General features: G+C 61.6%; 27 protein-coding genes and 1 other RNA gene. 13 read left to right on the top strand and 15 right to left on the bottom strand.

Annotation, left to right across the window (positions count from 1 at the left end):
- Positions 1-75: 75 nt before the first annotated feature.
- A complete protein-coding gene (locus tag K3752_RS04110) occupies positions 76-888 on the bottom strand; it encodes a TIGR00282 family metallophosphoesterase (protein ID WP_170357221.1) in 813 nt (270 codons plus the stop codon).
- Between the two features lie 129 nt (positions 889-1,017).
- On the opposite strand from K3752_RS04110, the gene K3752_RS04105 reads away from it, so the two are divergent.
- The gene (locus tag K3752_RS04105) at positions 1,018-1,248 is read left to right on the top strand and encodes a DUF333 domain-containing protein (protein ID WP_170357220.1); all 231 of its coding nucleotides are present in this window, start codon (positions 1,018-1,020) and stop codon (positions 1,246-1,248) included.
- Between the two features lie 3 nt (positions 1,249-1,251).
- Here K3752_RS04105 and K3752_RS04100 read toward each other — a convergent pair whose 3' ends face one another.
- Positions 1,252-1,809 carry a 5-formyltetrahydrofolate cyclo-ligase gene (locus K3752_RS04100; protein ID WP_093964760.1) on the bottom strand — a complete coding sequence of 186 codons (558 nt, stop codon included), beginning with the start codon at positions 1,807-1,809 and terminating at the stop codon, positions 1,252-1,254.
- A complete protein-coding gene (mgtE, locus tag K3752_RS04095) occupies positions 1,806-3,200 on the bottom strand; it encodes a magnesium transporter (RefSeq protein ID WP_170357218.1) in 1,395 nt (464 codons plus the stop codon). Before mgtE ends, K3752_RS04100 begins: the two co-directional genes overlap by 4 nt.
- A gap of 138 nt (positions 3,201-3,338) precedes the next feature.
- On the opposite strand from mgtE, the gene guaD reads away from it, so the two are divergent.
- Positions 3,339-4,628 carry a guanine deaminase gene (guaD, locus tag K3752_RS04090; protein ID WP_170364666.1) on the top strand — a complete coding sequence of 430 codons (1,290 nt, stop codon included), beginning with the start codon at positions 3,339-3,341 and terminating at the stop codon, positions 4,626-4,628.
- A 7-nt stretch (positions 4,629-4,635) separates the two neighbouring features.
- Here the strand turns inward: guaD and K3752_RS04085 are convergent, their stop codons facing one another.
- The 3 genes from K3752_RS04085 to K3752_RS04075 all read right to left on the bottom strand — a co-directional run bounded on the left by K3752_RS04085 (position 4,636) and on the right by K3752_RS04075 (position 7,291).
- Positions 4,636-5,970 (bottom strand): 8-oxoguanine deaminase, encoded by a 1,335-nt coding sequence (locus K3752_RS04085; protein WP_260065128.1) that lies wholly within the window; start codon positions 5,968-5,970, stop codon positions 4,636-4,638.
- A 113-nt stretch (positions 5,971-6,083) separates the two neighbouring features.
- Positions 6,084-6,875 carry a histidinol-phosphatase gene (hisN, locus tag K3752_RS04080; protein WP_170404626.1) on the bottom strand — a complete coding sequence of 264 codons (792 nt, stop codon included), beginning with the start codon at positions 6,873-6,875 and terminating at the stop codon, positions 6,084-6,086.
- A 44-nt stretch (positions 6,876-6,919) separates the two neighbouring features.
- On the bottom strand, positions 6,920-7,291 hold the full coding sequence (locus tag K3752_RS04075; protein WP_093964756.1) for a helix-turn-helix domain-containing protein: 372 nt from the start codon (positions 7,289-7,291) through the stop codon (positions 6,920-6,922).
- Between the two features lie 301 nt (positions 7,292-7,592).
- Between K3752_RS04075 and K3752_RS04070 the strand changes: the two genes are divergently transcribed.
- Positions 7,593-8,549, top strand: coding sequence for an NADPH:quinone oxidoreductase family protein (locus tag K3752_RS04070; protein ID WP_170371610.1), 957 nt, complete (start codon positions 7,593-7,595; stop codon positions 8,547-8,549).
- A 5-nt stretch (positions 8,550-8,554) separates the two neighbouring features.
- Here K3752_RS04070 and K3752_RS04065 read toward each other — a convergent pair whose 3' ends face one another.
- The gene (locus K3752_RS04065; RefSeq protein ID WP_093965049.1) at positions 8,555-9,436 is read right to left on the bottom strand and encodes a LysR family transcriptional regulator; all 882 of its coding nucleotides are present in this window, start codon (positions 9,434-9,436) and stop codon (positions 8,555-8,557) included.
- A 127-nt stretch (positions 9,437-9,563) separates the two neighbouring features.
- Here K3752_RS04065 and K3752_RS04060 point away from each other — a divergent pair, with 127 nt between their 5' ends.
- Positions 9,564-9,779 (top strand): DUF1127 domain-containing protein, encoded by a 216-nt coding sequence (locus K3752_RS04060; RefSeq protein ID WP_170340757.1) that lies wholly within the window; start codon positions 9,564-9,566, stop codon positions 9,777-9,779.
- 173 nt (positions 9,780-9,952) lie between these two features.
- Entirely contained in the window at positions 9,953-10,690 is a 738-nt protein-coding gene (locus K3752_RS04055) for a Bax inhibitor-1/YccA family protein (protein WP_170340154.1), read from the top strand.
- 139 nt (positions 10,691-10,829) lie between these two features.
- Here K3752_RS04055 and K3752_RS04050 read toward each other — a convergent pair whose 3' ends face one another.
- Entirely contained in the window at positions 10,830-11,336 is a 507-nt protein-coding gene (locus K3752_RS04050) for a lipoprotein (RefSeq protein ID WP_170340151.1), read from the bottom strand.
- 219 nt (positions 11,337-11,555) lie between these two features.
- Positions 11,556-11,723 carry a 50S ribosomal protein L33 gene (gene rpmG / locus K3752_RS04045; protein ID WP_007799108.1) on the bottom strand — a complete coding sequence of 56 codons (168 nt, stop codon included), beginning with the start codon at positions 11,721-11,723 and terminating at the stop codon, positions 11,556-11,558.
- Between the two features lie 292 nt (positions 11,724-12,015).
- On the opposite strand from rpmG, the gene K3752_RS04040 reads away from it, so the two are divergent.
- The 3 genes from K3752_RS04040 to K3752_RS04030 all read left to right on the top strand — a co-directional run bounded on the left by K3752_RS04040 (position 12,016) and on the right by K3752_RS04030 (position 13,902).
- Positions 12,016-12,651: a DUF1326 domain-containing protein gene (locus K3752_RS04040; RefSeq protein ID WP_260065122.1), complete on the top strand. Its 636-nt coding sequence runs from the start codon at positions 12,016-12,018 to the stop codon at positions 12,649-12,651.
- Positions 12,599-13,492: a DUF2182 domain-containing protein gene (locus tag K3752_RS04035; RefSeq protein ID WP_260065121.1), complete on the top strand. Its 894-nt coding sequence runs from the start codon at positions 12,599-12,601 to the stop codon at positions 13,490-13,492. The genes K3752_RS04040 and K3752_RS04035 overlap by 53 nt, the downstream gene beginning before the upstream one ends.
- 77 nt (positions 13,493-13,569) lie before the next feature.
- Positions 13,570-13,902, top strand: a complete 333-nt coding sequence (locus tag K3752_RS04030; RefSeq protein WP_170340147.1) for a GYD domain-containing protein — start codon at positions 13,570-13,572, stop codon at positions 13,900-13,902.
- Positions 13,903-13,909: 7 nt separating this feature from the next.
- Here the strand turns inward: K3752_RS04030 and rnpB are convergent.
- The 5 genes from rnpB to gatC all read right to left on the bottom strand — a co-directional run bounded on the left by rnpB (position 13,910) and on the right by gatC (position 17,561).
- An RNA gene (gene rnpB / locus K3752_RS04025) (RNase P RNA component class A) lies at positions 13,910-14,325 on the bottom strand.
- Positions 14,326-14,337: 12 nt separating this feature from the next.
- Positions 14,338-15,105 (bottom strand): N-acetylmuramoyl-L-alanine amidase, encoded by a 768-nt coding sequence (locus K3752_RS04020; RefSeq protein ID WP_260065119.1) that lies wholly within the window; start codon positions 15,103-15,105, stop codon positions 14,338-14,340.
- Positions 15,044-15,742: a hypothetical protein gene (locus K3752_RS04015; protein WP_093964748.1), complete on the bottom strand. Its 699-nt coding sequence runs from the start codon at positions 15,740-15,742 to the stop codon at positions 15,044-15,046. The genes K3752_RS04020 and K3752_RS04015 overlap by 62 nt, the downstream gene beginning before the upstream one ends.
- A 40-nt stretch (positions 15,743-15,782) precedes the next feature.
- On the bottom strand, positions 15,783-17,270 hold the full coding sequence (gene gatA / locus K3752_RS04010; RefSeq protein WP_260065118.1) for an Asp-tRNA(Asn)/Glu-tRNA(Gln) amidotransferase subunit GatA: 1,488 nt from the start codon (positions 17,268-17,270) through the stop codon (positions 15,783-15,785).
- Positions 17,271-17,273: 3 nt separating this feature from the next.
- Positions 17,274-17,561 carry an Asp-tRNA(Asn)/Glu-tRNA(Gln) amidotransferase subunit GatC gene (gene gatC / locus K3752_RS04005; RefSeq protein WP_260065117.1) on the bottom strand — a complete coding sequence of 96 codons (288 nt, stop codon included), beginning with the start codon at positions 17,559-17,561 and terminating at the stop codon, positions 17,274-17,276.
- A gap of 227 nt (positions 17,562-17,788) precedes the next feature.
- Between gatC and K3752_RS04000 the strand changes: the two genes are divergently transcribed.
- The 3 genes from K3752_RS04000 (at position 17,789) to K3752_RS03990 (ending at position 19,480) form a co-directional block, all read left to right on the top strand.
- Positions 17,789-17,950, top strand: coding sequence for a hypothetical protein (locus K3752_RS04000; RefSeq protein WP_170340142.1), 162 nt, complete (start codon positions 17,789-17,791; stop codon positions 17,948-17,950).
- A gap of 201 nt (positions 17,951-18,151) precedes the next feature.
- Positions 18,152-18,715, top strand: coding sequence for a DUF4202 domain-containing protein (locus K3752_RS03995; RefSeq protein ID WP_170340140.1), 564 nt, complete (start codon positions 18,152-18,154; stop codon positions 18,713-18,715).
- 6 nt (positions 18,716-18,721) lie between these two features.
- Complete coding sequence (locus K3752_RS03990) at positions 18,722-19,480, top strand: class I SAM-dependent methyltransferase (RefSeq protein WP_260065116.1); 759 nt, start codon at positions 18,722-18,724, stop codon at positions 19,478-19,480.
- Here the strand turns inward: K3752_RS03990 and K3752_RS03985 are convergent.
- Positions 19,440-20,126 carry a ceramidase gene (locus K3752_RS03985; RefSeq protein ID WP_260065115.1) on the bottom strand — a complete coding sequence of 229 codons (687 nt, stop codon included), beginning with the start codon at positions 20,124-20,126 and terminating at the stop codon, positions 19,440-19,442. The two genes, K3752_RS03990 and K3752_RS03985, sit on opposite strands and share 41 nt — an antisense overlap.
- Positions 20,127-20,183: 57 nt before the next feature.
- Here K3752_RS03985 and K3752_RS03980 point away from each other — a divergent pair, with 57 nt between their 5' ends.
- On the top strand, positions 20,184-20,876 hold the full coding sequence (locus K3752_RS03980; protein WP_170440676.1) for a metal-dependent hydrolase: 693 nt from the start codon (positions 20,184-20,186) through the stop codon (positions 20,874-20,876).
- The gene (locus K3752_RS03975; RefSeq protein ID WP_260065112.1) at positions 20,873-22,051 is read left to right on the top strand and encodes a M24 family metallopeptidase; all 1,179 of its coding nucleotides are present in this window, start codon (positions 20,873-20,875) and stop codon (positions 22,049-22,051) included. The genes K3752_RS03980 and K3752_RS03975 overlap by 4 nt, the downstream gene beginning before the upstream one ends.

The following is a 22,051-nucleotide window of genomic DNA, read 5'->3' as shown; positions in this document are numbered from 1 at the left end:
CGAAACCTGTCCCGGCCCAAGCGCCTGAGAGTCAGTTTCACGTATTGCAGGCCGCAGAGCAAGCCTGACGTGCGTTCACGGTGCTGCCTGCTGCAGGCGCCCGCCAACCCGGACCATGCTGATCGTCTTGGCTTGCCCGTCACGGTCATCAGTTTCTACGAAAACGCCGCTTAGCGTCGCTTCGCCATTGGCCGGGGTGAACCGAGCCTTGGGCATCCCTGTGATGAAGCGGCGCATCGGCTCCTGCTTGTCCATTCCGATCACCGAGTCATAGTCGCCGCACATGCCCGCATCGGTCAGGTAAGCGGTGCCGCCGGGCAGGATCTGGGCATCGGCGGTCGGAACATGGGTATGGGTTCCCACGACAAGGCTGGCGCGTCCGTCGCAGTAGTGGCCCATGGCCATCTTCTCCGAAGTCGCCTCGCAATGCATGTCCACGATGATGGCCTGCGCCTGACCGCCCCGCGGGTGGGACTTCAGGATTGGTTCCACCGCCGAAAACGGATCGTCGAACGGTCGTTTCATGAACACCTGTCCCAGCACCTGAACCACCAGTACCTTGCGTCCGCCCGGCGCGGTGAACAGTCGATGTCCGCGACCGGGAGCACCCTTGGCGAAATTCACAGGGCGCACGATCCGGGGTTCGCGTTCGATGAATTGCAGCATGTCTTTCTGGTCGAAAGCGTGGTCGCCCAACGTCAGACAATCTGCGCCCGACTCCAGCAGCAGCTTGGCATGATCGCCGGTCAACCCCATGCCGTTCGAGGCATTCTCCCCGTTGACCACCACGAAATCCAGCCGCCACTCGTCGCGCAGACGGGGCAGATGCTGTTGAACGGCGGCGCGGCCCGCGCGCCCCATGACGTCACCCAAGAACAAGATTCTCATATCGCGGTCCTAGGCCCTGCAAACGGCAATAACAAGGCGGAACGATGCAATTCCCGGGCCGCATGCGGGTTGAATTCCGGGGGAAACCTGCAATTCTGGCGCAACCGGTTTTTTCACTCGGAGATTTCGATGAAACGCATAGTCCTGACCGCAACTGTCTCTCTCGCTATATCGGGCAGCTTTGCTCACGCGACGACCAAGACCACAATGGCAAATCCGGCCGCGACCTTCTGCATCGAAAACGGCGGCGAATATCAGATCCGCAAAAACACCGATGGATCGGAATACGGCGTGTGCATCCTTGAGGATGGAACCGAGGTTGATGCCTGGGACTATCTGCGGAGCCACTTTGAGAACTGACGCCTAAAACGTCAGGACCCTGGTCTCGGTAACGATCATGTCCAGCGGCTGGTCCGTCGGTTCCAGCGGCAAGGCTTCGGCCTCTTGCGCGTCGAAGGCGAAACCGATGGCCAATGTGGGACGTTTGGCGCGCAGCCCTTCAAGCGTGCGGTCATAAAACCCGCCCCCATAACCCAATCGCCCGCCTTGCGGATCGAATGCCACAAGGGGCACGATCAGGATTTCAGGGTCAAAATAGTCGTCCGTCTCGGGCACCTTGGCGCCAAATGGACCATCTTTCAACGGCCCTTCGGGTGTCCAGCGCGAAAACCGCAGAGGCCGTCCGGCGCCTTGGATGACCGGAACACCAACGGGACCATAGGCTGCGGCCTCGGCCATGGCGGGCAGAGGGTCGATTTCGGTGCGGATCGGCATGTAGCCAGACAGCGGAACGCCACGAAATCCGGCCAGCACCTCGGACAGGCGGCCCGCGGCGGCCGGCGGCCCCGCGTCGAAGGCCGCTTTGCGCCGGGCAAAGGCAGCCTTGCGCGCCGCGGCCTTGATTTCAGTCAGATCGGTCACAGCAGCACCACGCTTGCAAGCCCTAGAAAGATGAAGAACCCCATTACATCCGTCGTCGTCGTAACGAAGGTTCCCGAGGCCAATGCCGGGTCTACACCCAGGCGATCCAGCACCACCGGTACTACCGTACCCGCGAACCCGGCGATGATCATGTTCACGACCAAGGCGGAACCGATCACGACACCCAGCAGCGGGGATTCGAACCACATCATCCCCACCGTTCCCAGAACGATGGCGAAACACAGCCCGTTCAACATGCCCACCAGCAATTCTCGGCGGATGACCCGTGCCACGTTCGAGCCCGTCAGGTCGCGGGTCGCCAACGCACGCACGGCAACGGTCAGCGACTGTGTTCCAGCGTTACCACCCATCGAGGCAACGATGGGCATCAGAATTGCCAGCGCCACGATCTGCTCGATTGCCGCCTCGAACTGTGAAATCACCAGCGAGGCACAAATGGCGGTACACAGGTTGACCGTCAGCCAGGGCAAACGACGACGACTGGTTGCTGCAACACTGTCTGAAATCGAGCTGTCATCACTGACACCTGCCAGTCGCAGCATGTCTTCCTCGATTTCTTCATCCAGAACGGCCATCGCGTCGTCAATCGTGATGACCCCGACCAGCCGTTTGTCACTGTCCACCACCGGCGCGGAAATCAGGTGGTATTGGTTGAAAGCATAGGCAACGTCTTCTTCATCCTGATCGACCGGGATGATGTGGAACTCGTCCTCGGCGATGTCCTGCAACTTGGTATCGCGCCGCGCGGCCATCAACTTGCCCAACATGACTTGCGCCACCGGCTTCAGCCGCGGATCGACCAGAACAACGTGATAAAACTGCTCGGGCAGATCGTCCTGCGAGCGCATGTAGTCGATTGCCTGCCCCACCGTCCAATGATCGGGAGCCATGACCACTTCGCGCTGCATCAGTCGGCCTGCCGAGTTCTCGGGATAGGCCAGCGCCTGCAGGGCCGCGATCCGTTCCGAGGCCTCAAGGGCCTCCAGCACCGCTTCCTGCTGCGGCTCCTCCAGATCCTCCAGAAGGTCCACGACATCGTCGCTTTCCATCTCTCGTACGGCCTCGGCCAGAACGTCGGGCCGCAGAACTCCAATGACCTCTTCGCGGACGGATTCGTCCAGTTCAGACAGAATGTCCCCGTCGAATTCCCGGTCATACAGGCGGATCAGCCGCGCCCGGTCGTAGGGGTTGATCTGTTCCAGAAGGTCGGCAATATCGGCCGCGTGCAGCGGCTCCATCAGCTCGATCAGCTTCTCGCGATCCTCGACATCCACGGCGTAAAGGATTGCGGCCACCGTTCGCCGGTCCAGCGCATAGACGTCATCATCGCGGGAGGGGTCGGTTCTGTTGTCTTCGGTGCCGGTCGTCATGCGCTGCCCCTTGTTCTGGGAATTGGCCTCTAAATAGAAGAAGCTGCTACCGGAAAACAATGACAATGGTGCGATTTACCCGCATCTGTCACATGCCTATGCTGCAAGCCGGATTCACCAAGGCGGAGATCACGGCGGATGGCGCAAAAGACGCTTCTGACAGGGCGCGTACTGAGTTTCGAACACTCCCCCTTCGAAACGCAACCGGATCAGGCGGTCCGGCTGCACGAAGCCGTTCTGATCGAGGGCGGGAAAATCCGGGAGTTGGGAAGTACCGCTGATTTGCAAACCGCGCACCCCGAGGCGGCCATTCATCACCATGGCGAAAACCTGATCCTGGCTGGTTTCATCGACCCCCATGTCCACTACCCCCAGACGGCGATGATCGCGAGTTGGGGCAAACGGCTGATTGATTGGCTGAACACCTACACTTTTCCAGAAGAGATGAAGTTCGGTGATGCAGACTACGCTGCCGAGATATCGAACCGATATCTTGACCTGACCGCCGCACACGGCACCACGACCATGTGCAGTTTCTGCACCATTCATCCCGAAAGCGTCGATGCCTTTTTCACGGCCGCCCAGCAGCGCGGTCAGCGTGTCGTGGCCGGGAAGACCTGCATGGACCGCAACGCGCCCGAAGGTCTTCGGGACACGGCCCAAACAGCCTATGACCAGTCGAAGGCTCTGATCGGAAAATGGCAAGGTGTCGACCGGATTTCCTATGCGATCACGCCGCGGTTTTCCCCGACCTCGACCCCCGAACAGCTTGAGGCGATGGGTGCGCTGTGGGCAGAACACCCAGATTGCCTCATGCAGACGCATCTCAGCGAGCAGACGGACGAAATCGAATGGGTTCGGTCGCTGTTCCCCGAGGCGCGCGACTACTTGGACACCTATGAAAAATTCGGACTGCTCGGCGCGAACGGCCTCTATGGTCACGTGATCCATCTGGAACCGCGCGAGCGAGACCGCCTGCGTGAGGTCGATGCGTCGCTGATCCATTGCCCCACCTCGAACACTTTCATCGGTTCGGGTCTGTTCGATTTGCACGGGCTGATGCGGGATGGCCATCGTATCGGCCTGGCAACCGACACCGGCGGCGGGTCCAGCTTTTCCATGTTGCGGACCATGGCGGCCGCCTATGAAATCGGCCAATTGCGCGGACATCCGCTGCACCCGGCGCAACTGCTGTGGCTGGGCACCGCAGGCTCGGCCCGGTCGCTGCGGATGGACGACCGCATCGGCAATATCGCCCCCGGAATGGAGGCGGACCTGATCGTGCTCGACCTCGCCTCGACCCCCGCGATTGCCCAGCGAGAGGCCAATGCCCAGTCCCTTTGGGAGGCGGTGTTCCCGACAATCATGATGGGAGATGACCGCGCCATCGCCGATGTGTGGATCGGCGGACGGCGCGTTTCGACCTGAAGGCAGATCAGCCCTGCAATGCGAGGGCCAACCTGTTCTGCCGTTCGATCGCGCGCGGCAGGTCGAATGTGGCAATGTTGCCGTCCCGGACGACCTGTCGCCCCTCGACAAACAGGTGTTTGACGTGCACCGGACCTGCCAGCAGCAAGGCGGCCGGGTCCCAACTGCCCGCGCACTCCACACCCCTTGTGTCCCAAACAGCGATATCCGCGCGTTTGCCCGGCATCAGGCGGCCGCAGTCCGGCCGGTTCAGCACGTCCGCCCCACCCCGCGTCGCGATTTCCAGAGCTTCGCGCGCCGACATGGCATCGGCACCGTTCGCCACACGTTGCAGTAGCATCGCCTGCCGCGCCTCGGCCATCAGGTTGCCGCTGTCGTTGCTTGCGGAACCGTCAACGCCCAAGCCAACCCTTACCCCGTTGTCACGCATCGCGCGCACCGGCGCGATCCCCGAGCCCAAACGGCAATTCGAACAGGGACAGTGCGCCACCCCGGTGCGTGACCGTGAGAACAGGTCTATCTCTGCCCCGTCCAGCTTCACGCAATGGGCGTGCCAGACATCGGGGCCGGTCCAGCCAAGTTCCTCGGCATACTGGCCGGGTCGACAGCCGAACTGGGATTCTGAATACAGGATATCCTCGTCGTTTTCCGCCAGATGGGTGTGCAGCATGACCCCCTTGTCCCGTGCCAGCAGTGCGGCGTTGCGCATCAGATCCCGACTGACCGAGAAGGGCGAACAGGGCGCAAGTCCAACCCTGCACATCGAGCCCTCGGACGGGTCATGGAACGCATCGACCACACGGATCATGTCATTCAGGATGCCGGCCTCGGCCTCGACCAACGTATCGGGCGGCAGACCGCCGTCGCTTTCGCCGATGCTCATCGCGCCGCGGGTCGGATGGAACCGCAGCCCCACCCCTGCAGCGGCCGCGATCGTGTCATCCAAGCGTGACCCATTCGGATACAGGTACAGATGGTCGGAACTGAGCGTGCAGCCCGACATGGCCAACTCGGCCAGACCGATCTGAGCCGAAGTGAACATCTCGTCGGGACCGAACCGCGCCCAGATCGGATAGAGCGTCTGCAGCCAGCCAAAGAGCAGCGCATCCTGGCCCGCCGGAACAGCTCGGGTCAGTGTCTGGTAGAGATGGTGGTGGGTATTGACCAATCCCGGCGTCACGACACAGCCGCCAAGGTCATGCACCTCTCCGTCGGTGGTCAAACCTTGGCCGATGCGGGCAATCTGCCCGTCACAGATCAGCAAATCGGCGCCGGCCAGTTCTTGCCGGTTGTCGTCCATGGTCAGGATCGCATCGGCGTTTCTAAGAAGGATTTCGGGCATCTCGCACTCCTGCATCTGCCCGCCTCATGCCAGAAATGCGTGTGCCGGTGGAAAACGGGCGCAAGAACCGGCGCTCTGACCCTAGTCAATCGCGGCCGCAGCGGCAACCGTCGTCAGAAGCCGCGCAGAATCTCGAGGGCCGCGGCGTGGATTTCAGAGTTCGCAGCCGCCAGTGCCCGCCCCCCCTGATGGGCCGGCCCGCCCTGCCAGTCGGTCACGACGCCACCGGCCGCCTTGATCACCGCTATCGGTGCCTGAATGTCATACGCGTTCAGTCCAGCCTCGATCACCAGGTCGACCTGCCCGGCCGCCAGCAGCGCGTATGCGTAGCAGTCCATGCCGTAGCGCGTCAGTTGCACCTGTCCGGCCACGGCGCGAAAGGCGTCTCCTTCGGCGGTCGTGCCAACTTCGGGGAATGTCGTGAACAGGATTGCGTCCCGCAAGGCGTCCGTCCGGCGGGTCACCAAGCTGGTTCTGCCCAAAGGACCGGTCATGAACGCACCGTCTGCATGACCCACAAACCGTTCGCCGATATAGGGTTGGTCAATCACCCCCATGATCGGCCCGCTATCGTCGCCTAGCGCGATCAGAACGCCCCATGTCGGTGTGCCGCTGACGAAACCGCGGGTGCCGTCGATGGGGTCCAACACCCAGGTTCGCCCCGATTTGCCTTCGACCGCACCGTACTCTTCGCCCAAGATGCCGTCGTCGGGGCGCAGATCGGCCAGAACGGATCGCATGGCCTGTTCGGCTGCGCGATCAGCCACGGTCACCGGGTCATACCCGCCTTGCAGCTTGTTTGAGGTTTCAAGATTCGACTGGCGAAAATACGGCAAAATGGCCGCACGCGCCGCGTCGGCCATTTTCTCGGCAACTTCAAGGTCACTTGCAGAGGCTTTGGTCATGCGCCACTGGTGCGCTCAGCCCTGTGCGAAGTCAAGTCCCGGTCTCAGGCCACGTCGCTGAGAACGCGCGCAAGCTCAAACAGGCGCCGGCGCTGGTTTTCCGGGATCGCGTAGTAGGACCGAACCAGATCCAACGCTTCCTTGTCGCCCATCAGATCAGCGGGAACCGATTTCTTGCCCGAGTCTTCCTTTTGGGCGTCCTCCAGACCTTCAAAGAAAAAGCTGACCGGAACGTCCAGAGCTTCGGCAATGTCCCAAAGGCGTGATGCGCTGATGCGGTTGGCCCCGGTTTCGTATTTCTGGATCTGCTGGAACTTGATACCGACCTGCTGTGCCAGCTGCTGCTGCGTCATGCCAATCAACCAGCGGCGATGCCGTACGCGCTTGCCCACATGGACATCGACGTGATGGGTCATTGGTATTCTCCTCTGTTACACACAACCGCCCGGGAAAACGCTAACTGAACCATGACCGCACACTAGCGAGACGCTTGTAAAGAACTCTCTAATACGGAACGTGCCCCCCGAAACAGCACTGACAAGCAATATTGCCGCTTTTTGGAGAATTTTCAAGATGGTTGAATCTGCGCGCCTGAAGGAAGGTTTACGGTTGTGCACGATTTGGCCTGTGCGACAAAGACGCCCCGGCCATTCCCTTCCGGAATGATTGACAAGTCAGGGGCGGCCCCGATCAATGGCACCAACATGGAGATTTGAGATGCTGGCCTACCAGATCCAGTCTGCCGGAGAGCAGGCCAAATTGCACGAGTTACCTGTTCCCGCACCCGCCGAAGGCCAGATCCGCGTGGCCATTCGCGCCTGCGGGCTGAACTTTGCCGATCTTCTGATGCAGAAGGGCACGTACCAGGATACGCCAGCGGCCCCTTTCACATTGGGGCTTGAGGTTGCGGGGGTCGTAGACGCGATCGGCGCAGGGGTCAGCCATCTGAAACCCGGAGACCGGGTCGCGGTATACTCAGGCCAGGGTGGATTAGCGCAATACGGGGTTTTTGACGCCGACCGAGCCGTACTCATCCCCCAGTCGTGCAGCTTTGAAGACGCGGCGGCCATCCAGATCGCCTACGGAACCAGCCATATGGCGCTGGACCATCGGGCGCGGCTGCAGACGGGCGAGACCCTCTTGGTGACCGGTGCCGCCGGCGGGGTCGGGCTGACGGCGGTCGAGATTGGCAAGCTTATGGGCGCGACGGTGATCGCACAGGCCCGGGGCGCCGATAAACTGGCGGTCGCCCGCGCGGCCGGGGCCGATCACCTGATCGACGCGGACGAAGATCTGCGCGAGCGCGTGCTGGCATTGGGCGGCGCAGACGTTGTCTATGACGCCATCGGTGGCGATGTATTCAAGGCTGCCTTCCGGGCGACCAATCCCGAAGGCCGCCTGCTGCCGATAGGTTTTGCCGGCGGCGAAGTCCCGCAGATACCGGCCAATCACTTGCTGGTGAAGAACCTGACCGTGATCGGGTTCTACATCGGTGGCTATCTGAGGTTCCGGCCCGAGGTCGTTCGCACCAGCTTTGAGACCCTCTTCGCCTGGCATGCCGAGGGACGCATCCGGCCCCATATCAGCCATACCCTGCCGTTGTCCGAAGTGGCGCAGGGCATGGCTCTGCTCAAGGAACGAAAGTCGACCGGGAAAGTCGTCATCACGATCTGACCGGATCAGCCCACCACGGCGCGCAGCGGTGTTCCGCCAAGCATGTGGAAGTTCTGCCGCACCAGCGCGGCGAGGGCCTCAACCACTTCGCCGCGCCCCTGATCGCCTCCGTAAAGGTTGATCATATGCGCCGGCAATTCGGGCAGAACCCCACCTGAATCGATCTTCTCCAGATGTGCCGCCTCGGTCCCCTCAAGCATGGCGTGGACGGCGAGGTCCGCGCTGACGGTTGCCTCGATCGTGCGGTCGTTCTCGGTTTCGACCGACAGCTCCCATGGAATGCCTGCCGCATCCAAGGCGGCAATGACCTGAGGCCGGAAGAGGCAGCGCCGACCCAGCGCCAACGGAAGCGGCCGCCGTCGCCAAGCCGAGCCTCCTGACGCGCCGATCCAGCGCAGAGGCAGCTCTGCAATGGTTTCACCGCCATCCGAGTTCGCAGCCTCGGTCGTCAGGATCACGTCGCATTCGCCACGCCGAAACATCTCTTTTAACTGGATGGAATAAGACGAAACCAACTGCACCCGCACGCGCGGGAAGTCGGCATTGAACCGCTGCAGAACCCGTGGAATGGCCGGGTAGACGATATCGTGCGGCACCCCAAGCACCACCTCGCCCTCAAAGGCCTGATCGGTCAGCTTCGAGATGACCTCGTCGTTCAACGCCACCATTCGCCGGGCATAAGCCAACAGCTGTTCGCCAGAGGCCGTCAACGCGATGGTGCGCCCAGACCGGTCCAGCAATTCCAGGCCCAACAACTCTTCCAGACGTTTCAGCTGCATGGACACAGCCGACTGTGTCAGATGCAGGAAACCGGCGGCGCGCGTCACGCCCCCGTGGTCCGCGACCGCCACGAATGAGCGCAGGGTGGTGATGTCCAGGTTCCGCATCATCAACAATCCTTATGGATCAATTCAAAAACATTCATTTTTATAATATGCCACAACCCGCCATATAGTTCAAGGAAGCTGATGCGAAAACAGCTTTACATCACCGACCGATGAAAGGACACAAGTCATGACCCAAATTGCAGCACACCGACCCTGTGCCTCGGCATCGATCAGAACGGGCAATTGGTTTCAGCGTATGCTTGCGGCCGCTCATCAACGGCGGGAGCTGGCCCGGCTGGATGACCGCGCCCTGCAAGACATCGGGATCACCCGATCAGAGGCCCTGACAGAAGCATCCCGCCCGTTCTGGGACGCGCCCGAAACCTGGCGCAAGCGGCCCTGAATGCGCAACCTGGAACGGATTTCAGCGCCACCTTCCAAAGCGGCGCTGAAATTGTTGACCATATTGCTGAGTTTTGGCCCCAAAACCCTTGAAACATGCGCTACACTCTCCGATATTTGCAGGGAAATCGCCCCGCAACCGGGGGCTGAAAGCTGAATCCAAGGGAGACCTCTATGGCACAATTCGATACGATCCGGACGGCGACTGGCGCGCGCGCTGCCGAGATTGACGAGGGCCTGCGCGCCCACATGAACAAGGTCTACGGCACGATGTCCGTGGGCATGCTGATCACCTTTGCGGTTGCATGGGCCGTAGGCACCAGCCCGCAGCTGCTGTCGGTATTCCGCGATCCGGTGACCCTCAGCCCGAACATTCTGGGCTGGATCGTCATGTTCGCCCCGCTGATCATGGTGTTTGCCTTCGGCGCGGCCATCAACCGCCTCAGCGCAGCTGGCGCCCAATTGTTCTTCTACGCCTTTGCGGCGGTGATGGGCCTGTCGCTCAGCTGGATCTTCGTGGCCTTTACCGGCATTTCGATCGCCCAGGTCTTTCTGGTGACCTCGATCGCCTTCGCCGGTCTGTCGCTGTACGGTTACGTCACCAAGAAGGACCTGTCCGGTATGGGCACCTTCCTGATGATGGGTGTGATCGGCCTGATTGTGGCCATGGTCATCAACCTGTTCCTGCAATCGCCAGCCATCATGTTCGCCGTGTCGATCCTGGGCGTTCTGATTTTTGCGGGCCTCACCGCCTATGACACCCAGAAGATCAAGACCACCTACATTCAGATGGCCCATGCGGGCGATCAGGAGTGGCTGGGCAAGGCCGCCATCATGGGTGCGCTGAACCTGTACCTGGACTTCATCAACATGTTCATGTTCCTGCTGCAGCTGCTCGGCAATCGCGAGTAAGACTACCGGAACACCAAATCAAAGGGCGGGCCCGAAAGGCCCGCCCTTTTTTGTTCCGGCGTCAGCAAAGCCAGCCCAAAGAAAAAGGCCCCAGCCAAATGGCAAGGGCCTTACATCATTGTAATCGCAACGGATCCGATCAGCTGCAGTTCAGCGGAACCGCGAAACCCGAGCTGCGCGACGACCCGCCCTTGCGGTATACGTCGCCGGCAGGCAGACAGCCGGTAAAGCGCTCGGTCTGGCTGCCGAACGCGGCCCCAACCGAGTTGTCCACCTTGGTGCTGTTGTTTTCGGTGCGCAACACGCCGAACAGGGTTCCGTTCACGCTCACCGTGCTCAGGAACATGGTGCTGCTGCTGCCGGTCAACTGTACGGCCGTGGTGTCGGACCGTCCGCCATTGTCGATGGCAACGCCCGCGACCTTGTCGAATTCTGTCTTGTCAGTGCTGGCCTGAATGGTCGGCAATTCAGCCAACTCAGCTGGGACGTTCGTCGCAGGCGGAACAAAGGCAACGGCGCCTTTGACGTCCGAAACGGTTCTTGGTTCGCCATCAATGCCGGTGAACCCGACGCCTTGGCGGTTGAACGGGTCCTCACAGGCCGAAAGTGTCAGAATGGCGATTGCGGGCAACAAGATTTTTTTCATGGCGCTCAACATTTTGTGGCGGTTTGCTGAACCGTACTGGCAGGCGGGGCAAAAAAGCAAGCCAACACCAATCAGAATACCTGTCGGCCTGATGCGCCTCTGCAACGGCCCGAAACGGCCGGATCGGGCGGCCTCAGGATTACACGACCCGGTCCAAACAACGAAAAAGGGTCCTGCCGAAGCAGAACCCCTTAAGCTTTCGCGTCGAAAAAAGGCAGATTACTTGATCTTGCCTTCTTTGTACTCGACATGCTTCCGAACGACCGGGTCGTATTTACGAACGGTCATTTTCTCGGTCATGGTGCGAGCGTTCTTTTTGGTCACGTAGAAGTGGCCCGTGCCCGCGGTCGAGTTCAGACGGATCTTGATTGTCGTCGGCTTCGCCATGGTTATCTCCTGCGTCCGGAAAGGCAGGGGCCTTTCGGTTGAATTCCTATGAGCGTGCGCTTTTACCCGGTCGCGCGCCCGAGTCAACCGGAATCGGTGGTGTTTCAACACAAATCACAGGATCCGACACACAGTGGATCAGCGCCCGGTTTGGACAGATCACGGTTTCGTGATATGTTCGCATAACAGCATCCCAGAACGCCGCTTTCCAAAGTTGTGCGGCGTGAGGCAGCGAAACCGGGCAAGACCCTCTGTCAGCAGAGTTTTCTTGTACGTCTGCTTGGGGGAAATCATGACAGAATGGAAACTTCAGGGCGAGACGCTGGCCAATTGCAACTGTGATTTCGGTTGCCCCTGCCAGTTCAGCAGCCTGCCCAGTCACGGGAATTGCGAGGCCGTGGTCGTCTTTGACATCACAAGCGGCCACTACGGGGACACGGATCTTTCCGGCCTGCGGGCTGCGGGTGTCTACCACTGGCCAGGCCCGATTCACGAGGGCAACGGGCAGATGCAACTGATCATCGACGAACGGGCTAACGCCGATCAGCGGGCCGCCCTGCACGCCATCATGTCCGGTGAGGACACCGATGAAATGGCCACCATGTGGTATGTCTACAGCGCCATGGCGCCGACCAAGCATGAGACACTGTTTGCTGAAATCGACGTTAACTGGAGCCGCGAAGACCGGACCGGCTACGCGAAGGTCAAGAACGTGTTCGACGTGGACGTCAAGCCGATCGCACATATCGTCTCGGGCCAACCGCATCGCGCGTCGATCCAATTGCCGCATGGCTTCGAATACCGCCACGCCGAGGTCGCCTCGGGAACGGCAAGGACAAGCGGTTCAGCCATAAACCTGACTTTCGAGTCCTCACATGCCCATCTGGCTCATCTCAATATCTCGGGTCATGGCGTTGTCGGGCCATAGCGCGGACGCGTCGGAACAGGCCCGCCCTGCCAGAACGATCAGCCTCGAGCGAGTACTGCGAAAAGAACGTCTGATTGTCGCCGGAAGCGTCCTTCTGATCGTTTCGGGTGCGGTCTGGTACACAGTCGCCGGTGTCGGAATGCAGATGTCGGCCGTCGAGATGACCCGAATGGCTGGACCAATTGGCCAGCCCATGTCGATGGGGGCCGGTGCCGTCTGGACGCTTTGGTACGCCGCATTGGTCTTTGCCATGTGGTGGGTGATGATGGTCGCAATGATGACGCCCAGCGCGGCTCCGACAGCGCTGTTGTTTGTGGCGTTGAAACGGGTTGGACCCGACAGGCCGCGCAGCGCCAGCTTCGGATTGGCCTTTCTGTCGGGGTATCTTTTTGCCTGGGCCGTGTTCAGCCTTGGGGCAACCGGACTGCAATGGGGCCTGCAACAGATCGGAGCGATGGATGGTCCGATGATGACTATCCGGTCCGGGATCCTGGCGGGCATCGTTCTCTGCGCCGCCGGGATGTATCAGTTCAGCGGGTTGAAGTCCGCGTGCCTCCGCCATTGCCAGAGCCCGGCTGCCTTTCTGACCCGCCACAACCGGCCCGGGCATTGGGGTGCGTTTCGATGCGGCGCCCTGCACGGAGCCTACTGCTTGGGCTGCTGCTGGGCCTTGATGGCACTGCTGTTCGTCGGCGGCATCATGAACATTTGGTGGATCGTCGCAATCGCCGTCTATGTCGCGCTGGAAAAGCTGTCGCCCCGGGCGGGATGGCTGACGCCGGTCGCCGGTGTCGTTTTGATCGGATTGGGAGCCTGGGTGTTGATCACCGCATTGGTTTGATGCGGCAAGCCTGTCTTCCGGGCCAAGGAGCCGGCCAATTGGAGCGCTCTGCACATTTCGTTCACGAGGAGATCGTCATGCCTGTCTTCATCACCTATGCCTCTTATTCCAACGCCGGTGTCAAAGGGATGCTGAAGAAACCGGAAAACCGCACCGGGCCGGTGGCGGCGCTGCTGGAGAAGGTTGGCGGCAAACTGCTGGCGTTCTACGTGACGACCGGAAGCAATGATGTGGTGGTCATCAGCGAAGCTCCGGACGGAACGGATGCCGTGGCCGTTGGTATGGCCGTTGCGGCTTCGGGGGCAGTTTCGCGGGTCGAGACGGTTCGGGCCTGGTCGGCCGACGAATTTGTTGCCATCACCGAGAAGGCCGCGAAACTGGTCGCGGCCTACACACCGCCCGGAGGATGAAGAAAATACGCGCGGAGGGCCTGTAAGCCGGATCCTGTTCCGGGGTTGCCCCCTTCGATGACCATTCCTCTAGGCCGAGCATTGCTGCGCGGCTCGAGCTGCCAACCCGGTCCCTCTCGGCCAAGGCGAGCCTAGCGGCGGTATCGGCTGACGCCGACCGGCCCGCGCGGGGACCCTATTCGGCATTGCTCCCGGTGGGGCTTGCCGTGCCGCCGCTGTTGCCAGCGGCGCGGTGGGCTCTTACTCCACCGTTTCACCCTTGCCATGAGTTGCCAGAGGCGAACCTCCGATCCGTCATGGCGGTCTGTTTTCTGTGGCGCTTTCCGTCGGGTTTCCCCGCCCGGGCGTTACCCGGCACCGTTGCCTTGTGGAGTCCGGACTTTCCTCTCGGGCCTGAGCCCCAGCGGCCATCCGGCCCTCCGCGCGGTTGTCGGGTTAAACGTCCACCCGAATACCGTCAAGGTGTTCCATCAAACCAGCCAGTCGTTCGATGTCGCCCATATCCTTCTTGGACAGGGGCCCGCGCCGCCACGGGGCAAACCGGCTTCGGAACGCTTTCAGCAGATCAGCGTTAGGGGCTTTGGGATACCCGGCCCTCATCGCAACCAGCGCAAAGTATTCGTCGTCTGGCGGCATTTCATCAAGGCATATACCCTTCAGAACGGCCGGCCCGGCCGCCAGTTTCTGGTGCGCGAGACGATCCCAATCAAACTTGGGACCGGGATCAAACTTTCGCTCGGGGGCCATGTCCGAATGGGCGATAACGTTCCATGGCTTGATCCCCAACCGCTCTTGCAGGTGTGAAAGCAGGTTTTCCAATACCGCCATCTGCGGTTCGGAGAAAGGATGACCGCCGCGATTGTCGAGTTCGATCCCGATGGAGCGGGAATTGATGTCGCTGACCCCCCCCCATGCACCTGCACCGGCGTGCCAGGCGCGATCTTCCTCACGGACCATCTGCCAGAGCGTTCCGTCGCAGCCGATCAGATAGTGGGCCGATACCTCGGAGTCCGGGTCGCACAAACGCTCGAGCGCGGCTTGAGCGCTGTTCATCGCGGTGTAGTGAAGCACCACCAGAGATGGCTTCAACCCATCCCGGCGGGGGCCGAAATTGGGGGATGGGTGCCAGATCGGCGAGAGCTCAGTTGCCGACGGCACTGCGGAACGGGCTGGGGTCCCAGCCGCAGGCAAATCCGTCGCCATCCGGGTCCAGGCCCTTGCGGTCGCGCTGGGGGCCACCATTGGCCAGGAAATCGATCTGTGCCTGGTCAGGCGATGCGTATCCCGCGCAGTTGCGTTGTGCCTTGGCCTGCAAATTGAACCCGGCTCGGCTGTAGAGCTGTGTGCCAACTGGATTGGTCGTAGTCAGAGCATATTGGACGATATTGGGCTGTCCGTCCGACCCGCGCTGAGGAACCGCCGTCGGCGCGACAACCTCGTATGTCTGACGGTTCTGCTGAATCAGCGCGGCATCATCCTGGATGCTGCGGCTGCTTGAGACTGCTGCAAAATCCTGCTCGTTCGAAATTCCGTTTGAGCTTACGGCGACCGGTGCAGTCGGCTGAGCCGATGTGCTCGCCAATGCCGCCGCGGTCTGGTTGGCAATGTCCGTGGCGCTGTCGCCCGTCGTGAAGGGGGCGGGACCGGCTTCGGCATTCAACTGCTCCTGCGAAATGGCCGGGGGCGGCAGCAGCGGGTTGCCTGCTGCGCCCTGCCCGGCCAGCTGCGCCTCGCGTTCGGCCTGATACTGCGGCGTGTTGAAGCCGGAGTCCGTGACTGGTGCCACGGTGTCGCAAGCCGCGACGAACCCGAAGGCCGGAATGAGAAGCATTTTGCGCATGGAACTGCTCCGTCCTCGCGTTGTTACCGCTGCCTGAGGGTTACCACCATTTGCCCGGCTTGGCCACAAACCCGGCGGCATTCTCAAGCGCGTAGGCGGTATTCAGAAGATCACCTTCTTCCCACGGACGACCGATCAGCTGCAGCCCCAGCGGCAAGCCCTGCCCGTCAAGACCGGCGGGAACCGAGATGCCCGGAAGACCCGCGAGGTTGACGGTCACGGTGAACACGTCGTTCAGATACATCTGCACCGGGTCGGCCTCGGTCATTTCGCCCAGACCGAACGCAGTCGAAGGTGTCGCCGGTGTCAGGATCGCATCGACGCCTGCGGAAAAGACATCCTCGAAGTCTTTCTTGATCAGGGTCCGCACCTTGCGGGCGCGGTTGTAATAGGCGTCATAGAAACCGGCCGACAGAACGTATGTGCCGACCATGACACGGCGCTGCACCTCGTGGCCAAAGCCCTCGGCGCGGGTCTTTTCGTACATCTCGGTGATGCCATCGCCCTGCGCCAACGTCGCGCGGCGGCCATAGCGCACGCCGTCATAGCGCGCCAGGTTCGACGAGGCCTCTGCCGGTGCGATTACATAGTATGCCGGAAGCGCATATTTGGTGTGCGGCAGCGAGATGTCGACGATCTCGGCCCCGGCGGCCTTGAGCATTTCGGCCCCATCCGCCCACAGCTTTTCGATCTCGGCGGGCATACCATCCATCCGGTATTCCTTTGGAATGCCGATTTTCTTGCCCTTGATGTCTCCGGTCAGCATGGCCTCAAAATTCGGAACAGCCAGCTCGGCGCTGGTCGAGTCCTTCGGGTCGTGCCCACACATCGCCTCAAGCATGATGGCCGCGTCGCGCACGTTCTTGGTCATCGGCCCGGCCTGATCCAGCGAGGACGCAAAGGCCACGATGCCCCAGCGCGAGCAACGGCCATAGGTCGGCTTGATGCCGGTGATTCCGGTAAAGGCGGCGGGCTGACGGATCGAGCCGCCGGTATCGGTGCCGGTCGCCGCAAGGCACAGATCGGCCGCGACGGCAGACGCCGACCCCCCCGAGGAACCGCCCGGGGTCAGCTGCGCGTCATCATTGCCGCGCCGCCAAGGGTTCACCGCATTGCCATAGACCGAGGTTTCGTTCGACGAACCCATGGCGAACTCGTCCATGTTCAGCTTGCCCAGCATCACCGCGCCCGCATCGGCCAGTTTCTGCGAGACCGTGGATTCGTATTCGGGCTTGAACCCGTCCAGAATCTTGGACGCAGCTTGCGAGGGCACGCCCTTGGTACAGAACAGATCCTTGATGCCGATCGGCAGGCCACACATGGCAGGCGCGTCGCCCGCCTTGATGCGCTCGTCGGCGGCCTTCGCACGCTCCAGCGCGATTTCCGGGGTCTTGTGCACGAAAGCATTCAAGACATCGGCTGCGTCGATCGCCTTCAGGCAGGCCTCGGTCAGCTCGACCGAGGTCACATCTCCGTTGCGCAGGGCGTCGCGGGCCTCGGCAAGGCTCAGTTTGTTCAGATCGGTCATGTCTTACTCCACCACCTTCGGAACCGCGAAAAAGCCCTCGCGCGCGTCGGGGGCGTTGGACAGGATCTTGCTCTGCATGTTCCCGTCGGTCACCACGTCCTCGCGCCGCTTCAGCCGCATCGGCGTCACCGAGACCATCGGCTCGACCCCTTCGACGTCAACTTCGTTCAGCTGTTCGATGAACCCCAGAATCGTGTTGAATTCCGAGGCCAGCGCGGGCAACGCGTCATCCTCGACCTTGATCCGGGCCAGTTTGGCCACCTTGGCGGCGGTGCTTTGGTCAATCGACATGGGAAACCTCATATGCGTTACAGGGGCATTTACCCGTCTGATGCAGCAGTCGCAAGACCACTGAGCCACAGCGATTTGTCCAAAGCCCACGCGGTTGCCGCCAAGCCAAACAATTTTGAATACCCGCTATGCAAAAAAGTGAACGAATTAGTTCACTTTGACGATTGAAGCCGGCGCAAAAAGTTACTTTATGTACTGAACGAAACAGTTCAGTCCGGAGAATAATCATGAAACGCATGTTGATTGCTGTGTCCGTTGTTCTGACAACCGCTGCCGCGCCGGCCCTCGCGCTGGGGGTTCCCATGGGCGACCTGACACCGACGCTGACCTTCCCCGATCAGCACCCCTCGGATCAGGTGAGCCAGGAGAAATCTTCGCTCCGCAACTAGCCCTACCGCTTCCCTGTTGGATCGGGCCGGTTCTCCCCCCTTTTTCCGCCCCGATCCTGCACCTGCCCTCGCGGCGCCGCCGGCCCTGAATGGGTCGGCGCTTTTTTGTTGAAGCACGGTGCTCTATCGTTCATTCACTCAAGAGTTTCAGGTCAGCATGACCGAATGTCCCGAGGTGCCGTTGCCAAAGCAGGAGATGCCATGACAGAGCGCAAGCAGAAGGTTCTGGATGCAATTGATACGGCCAATTCGGCCGATCCCACCCAGGAAGACGGTCGCCCCGCCGCGCTGCTTTATGGCGAACGGATGAGCGCTGAGTTGGATCGACTGTTCCCCGACGCCTCCGAGCCGTTGCAGATCGCCGCCCGCGGCCAGCATGTCGAGCGCTGGAAGCTGGCCCGCTCGGAATACCCTGAAGGGCGCGCGGGCTATCTGGCCTGGCGCAAGGCCCAGGCCGAGCATCACGCGCAGGTCGTGGCCGAGCTGATGTCCGAGGCCGGGTACGATCAGGCCGAGATCGACGCCGCCCGCCGTATGTTGCGCAAACAGGGGATCAAGCGCGACGACGACGTTCAGGCGCTGGAGGACGTGATCTGCTTTGTCTTTCTGAAATGGTATTTTGCGCCCTTCGCCACGAAACACTCGGACGAAAAGATCCAGCGCATTGTCGAAAAGACCGCCCGCAAGATGTCGGCCGAGGCGCGCCGTCGCGTACTGGACGAGTTCGACCTACCCGAAGACTTGGCCCGCGCCTTCAAGGATTGACGCGTCATGACCGATGACATGCAGCTGTTGATCGACCTGCACCTGCCCAACGATCGGCAAGGCCCCGGCAGCGACGCGACAACGCAACTGGCGCTGACGCTTTCGGGCGTGCAAGCCGATGCCGGACTGAAGGTTGCCGACATTGGCTGCGGCACCGGAGCCGCGGCCTTCTGCCTTGCACGCCATCTCGGCGCATCGGTGACGGCAGTGGATTTCCTGCCGGAGTTTCTGGCCGAGTTAAACAGGCGTGCACAGGACTTGGGTCTGGCGGCCCGGGTTCAGACGCTTGAGGCGTCGATGGAGGACCTGCCCTTCGACGATGCCAGCCTTGACGTGATCTGGTCGGAAGGCGCGATCTACAACATTGGGTTCGAAAACGGCCTGCTCGCCTGGCGTCGGTTCCTGAAACCCGGCGGTGTCCTGGCTGTGTCCGAGCTGACCTGGCTGACCGATCAACGCCCCGAACCGCTGACAAGGCACTGGGATGCCGCCTATCCCGAAGTTGCAACCGCCGGAGAGAAGATCCGCCAGATCGAGACCGCTGGCTTTGAACCTGTCGGCTATTTCCCGCTGGGCACCGACTGCTGGATGGAGAACTACTACCTCCCCCTTCAAGGCAGCTTCCCTGCCTTCCTCGACCGGCATGGCCATTCCGAGCAGGCCAAGGCGCTTGTCGATTCCGAACAGGCCGAGATTGATTTGTACGAAACCTATTCCGACTTTGTCAGCTATGGGTTTTATCTGGCGCGGCGTCTGCCGGACTGACCGCATCCGTCATGGCCCGGCGATAAACCTCGATCATCCAGCCCAGCATGGTGGCGTTCAGGATGTGCCACATGAAATGCGTTCCCATCGGGATGCGGGCGCAAAGCGGGGCATCGAGCGCGCGAAAAGTGATCGACGCAATCAGGATCACAGCCCCGAGCGCCAGATCCTGTGCCACTTGCGGCCTGCGCACGCGCAAAAGGTACGCATAGATCAGGATCAATAAAGGCACTGGAGCATACGCGGCCGACCCACCCAGCCCGGGAAGCAGTTGAAACACCGGAATGGTCAGCGCCGCATAGGGGATGAACAAGGCCGTCAGCCCCGCCGCCTTCGGCGTGGATAGCTGCCAAATGTCCCGGTTCACCGCGAAGATATTGACTAGGATGAACAGCAAGATCGGCGTCGTATCCGCCAGCGCGGCCCAGACCTGCGCATGGGTATGAAACAGAAAGCTGCCAATACCGATCACCGCCAGAATGGCGACCAGCAGGTTGGCCAAGGGCAGACCCTGCCCCCGCACCCGCCGCCACATCACCCATGCCGCCAGCAGAAAGGCCGCGTTGGTCACGGCGTTTACGGGTTCGGCCCAATAGGCCGGCGACAGGCGCTCGCAATAGCCGTCGATTTCTCGCATCCAGTCCATGGATTTTTACATAGCCGATGCTAGGCTGACCCTGAACCGGTTTCAGGAGGGTCTTTCATGAAAATCATCTGGTTGGGGCATGGCAGTTTCCGAATTCACGCAGCGGGACAGGTCCTGCTGATCGACCCCTGGCTCAGCGGCAACCCGATGCTGCCCGAGGATCAGCACGAGGCCGCCGTCCAGGGCGCCACGCATATCCTACTGACCCACGCGCATTTCGACCACGTTGCCGACGTTCTGCCGCTGGCCAAACGCCTGAACATTCCCGTGGTGGGCCAATACGACGTCATGGCCCATTGGGCCGAGGCCGAAGGGATCGAGACCATCGGCTTCAACAAGGGCGGCCGGGTCGATCTGAACGGGGTCAAGGTCGACATGGTGCCGGCCTCGCACAGCTCGACCTTCGCTACACCCGATGGCCCGCGCGCCGGTGGGTCCGAAGTGGGGTTCATCCTGTCAGCCGATGGTCACACGGTCTATGTCTCGGGCGACACCACGATCATGGCCGACATGGAGTGGATCGGCGACTATTACAAACCCGATATCGGCATCCTGTCGGCGGGCGGCTATTTCACGATGGACATGAAAGCCGCCGCCTATGCCTCCCGGCGGTATTTCGACTTCAAGACGGTGATCCCCTGCCACTATCGGACTTTCCCGATCCTGGAACAATCCGCCAAGGACTTGGCGGACGGGCTACCGGGCGTAACCGTCATCGAGCCCGAGGTCCTGCAGGAGATCGAGCTTTGACACCCGCGCTGGTCTTCTCGGCGGAAGAATACGCGGCGCGGCTGGCCAAGACCCGGTCCGCGATGGCCCAGCGTGGTGTCGAGACCCTGCTGGTTGCTGACCCGTCGAACATGGCCTGGCTGACGGGCTATGACGGCTGGAGCTTCTACGTCCCGCAGATGGTGATCGTCCCCCGCGACGGCGCGCCCTTGTGGTGGGGCCGGACGCAGGACAAGCCCGGCGCGGCGCAGACCACGTGGCTGGACCCCGCCGACCTGTTCGACTGGCCCGAAGAACATGTGCAGCACCCCGACCATCACCCGGTCGAGTCGCTGGCATCGCTGCTGCGCACGCGCGGCTGGACGACCCATCTGGGTGTCGAGATGGACAATTATTACTACTCGGCCGCCAGCCACCGGATCCTTGAGACCGCGTTCGGCCGCGATGCGTTGGTCGACGCGACCGGGTTGGTGAACTGGCAGCGCGCCGTCAAAAGCGAGGCCGAGATTGCCTTGATGCGCAAGGCCGGGCAACTGACCGCGCATATGCACGAGGTGCTACGCGACGGTTTCCGCGCCGGGGTTCCCAAAAACGTGCTCGTGGCCGAGGTTCAGGCGGCGGGCATCGCCGGGCTTCCAGGGCTTGCGGGCGACTATCCCGCGATCGCGCCCATCGCGCCTTCGGGGGCCGAGGCCTCGGCCTCGCACATCACCTGGAACGACCGTCCGCTGACACCGGGCGAGGCGACCTATTTCGAAATCTCGGGCTGCCACCGCCGCTATCACTGCCCGGCCAGCCGCAGCCTGTTTCTGGGTGACCCGCCCGCCGATATCCGGCGCGCGGAAACCGCGATCCTGACCGCGATCGAGGACACGCTGGCCGCCGCCCGACCCGGCGCCACCTGCGAAGAGATCGCCGCCTGCGTCTATGACAGCTTTGCCCGGGCCGGCTACATCAAAGGAAACCGCACCGGCTATCCGGTGGGCCTGAGCTATCCGCCCGATTGGGGCGAGCGCACCATGAGCCTGCGCCCCGGCGACAGCACCGTTCTGCAGGACAACATGACCTTTCACCTGATGCCGGGTCTGTGGACACCCGATTGGGGCTTGGCCATCACCGAAACCTTCGTGGTCACGCCGACGGGCGGGCAACCCTTGGCCGACCTACCCCGCGAACTGGTCGTGAAACCGGCCTGA

The sequence above is a fragment of the Ruegeria sp. B32 genome (assembly GCF_025141855.1).
GTDB lineage: Bacteria > Pseudomonadota > Alphaproteobacteria > Rhodobacterales > Rhodobacteraceae > Ruegeria > Ruegeria arenilitoris.
This window is presented reverse-complemented; position numbering and strand designations above follow the sequence as displayed.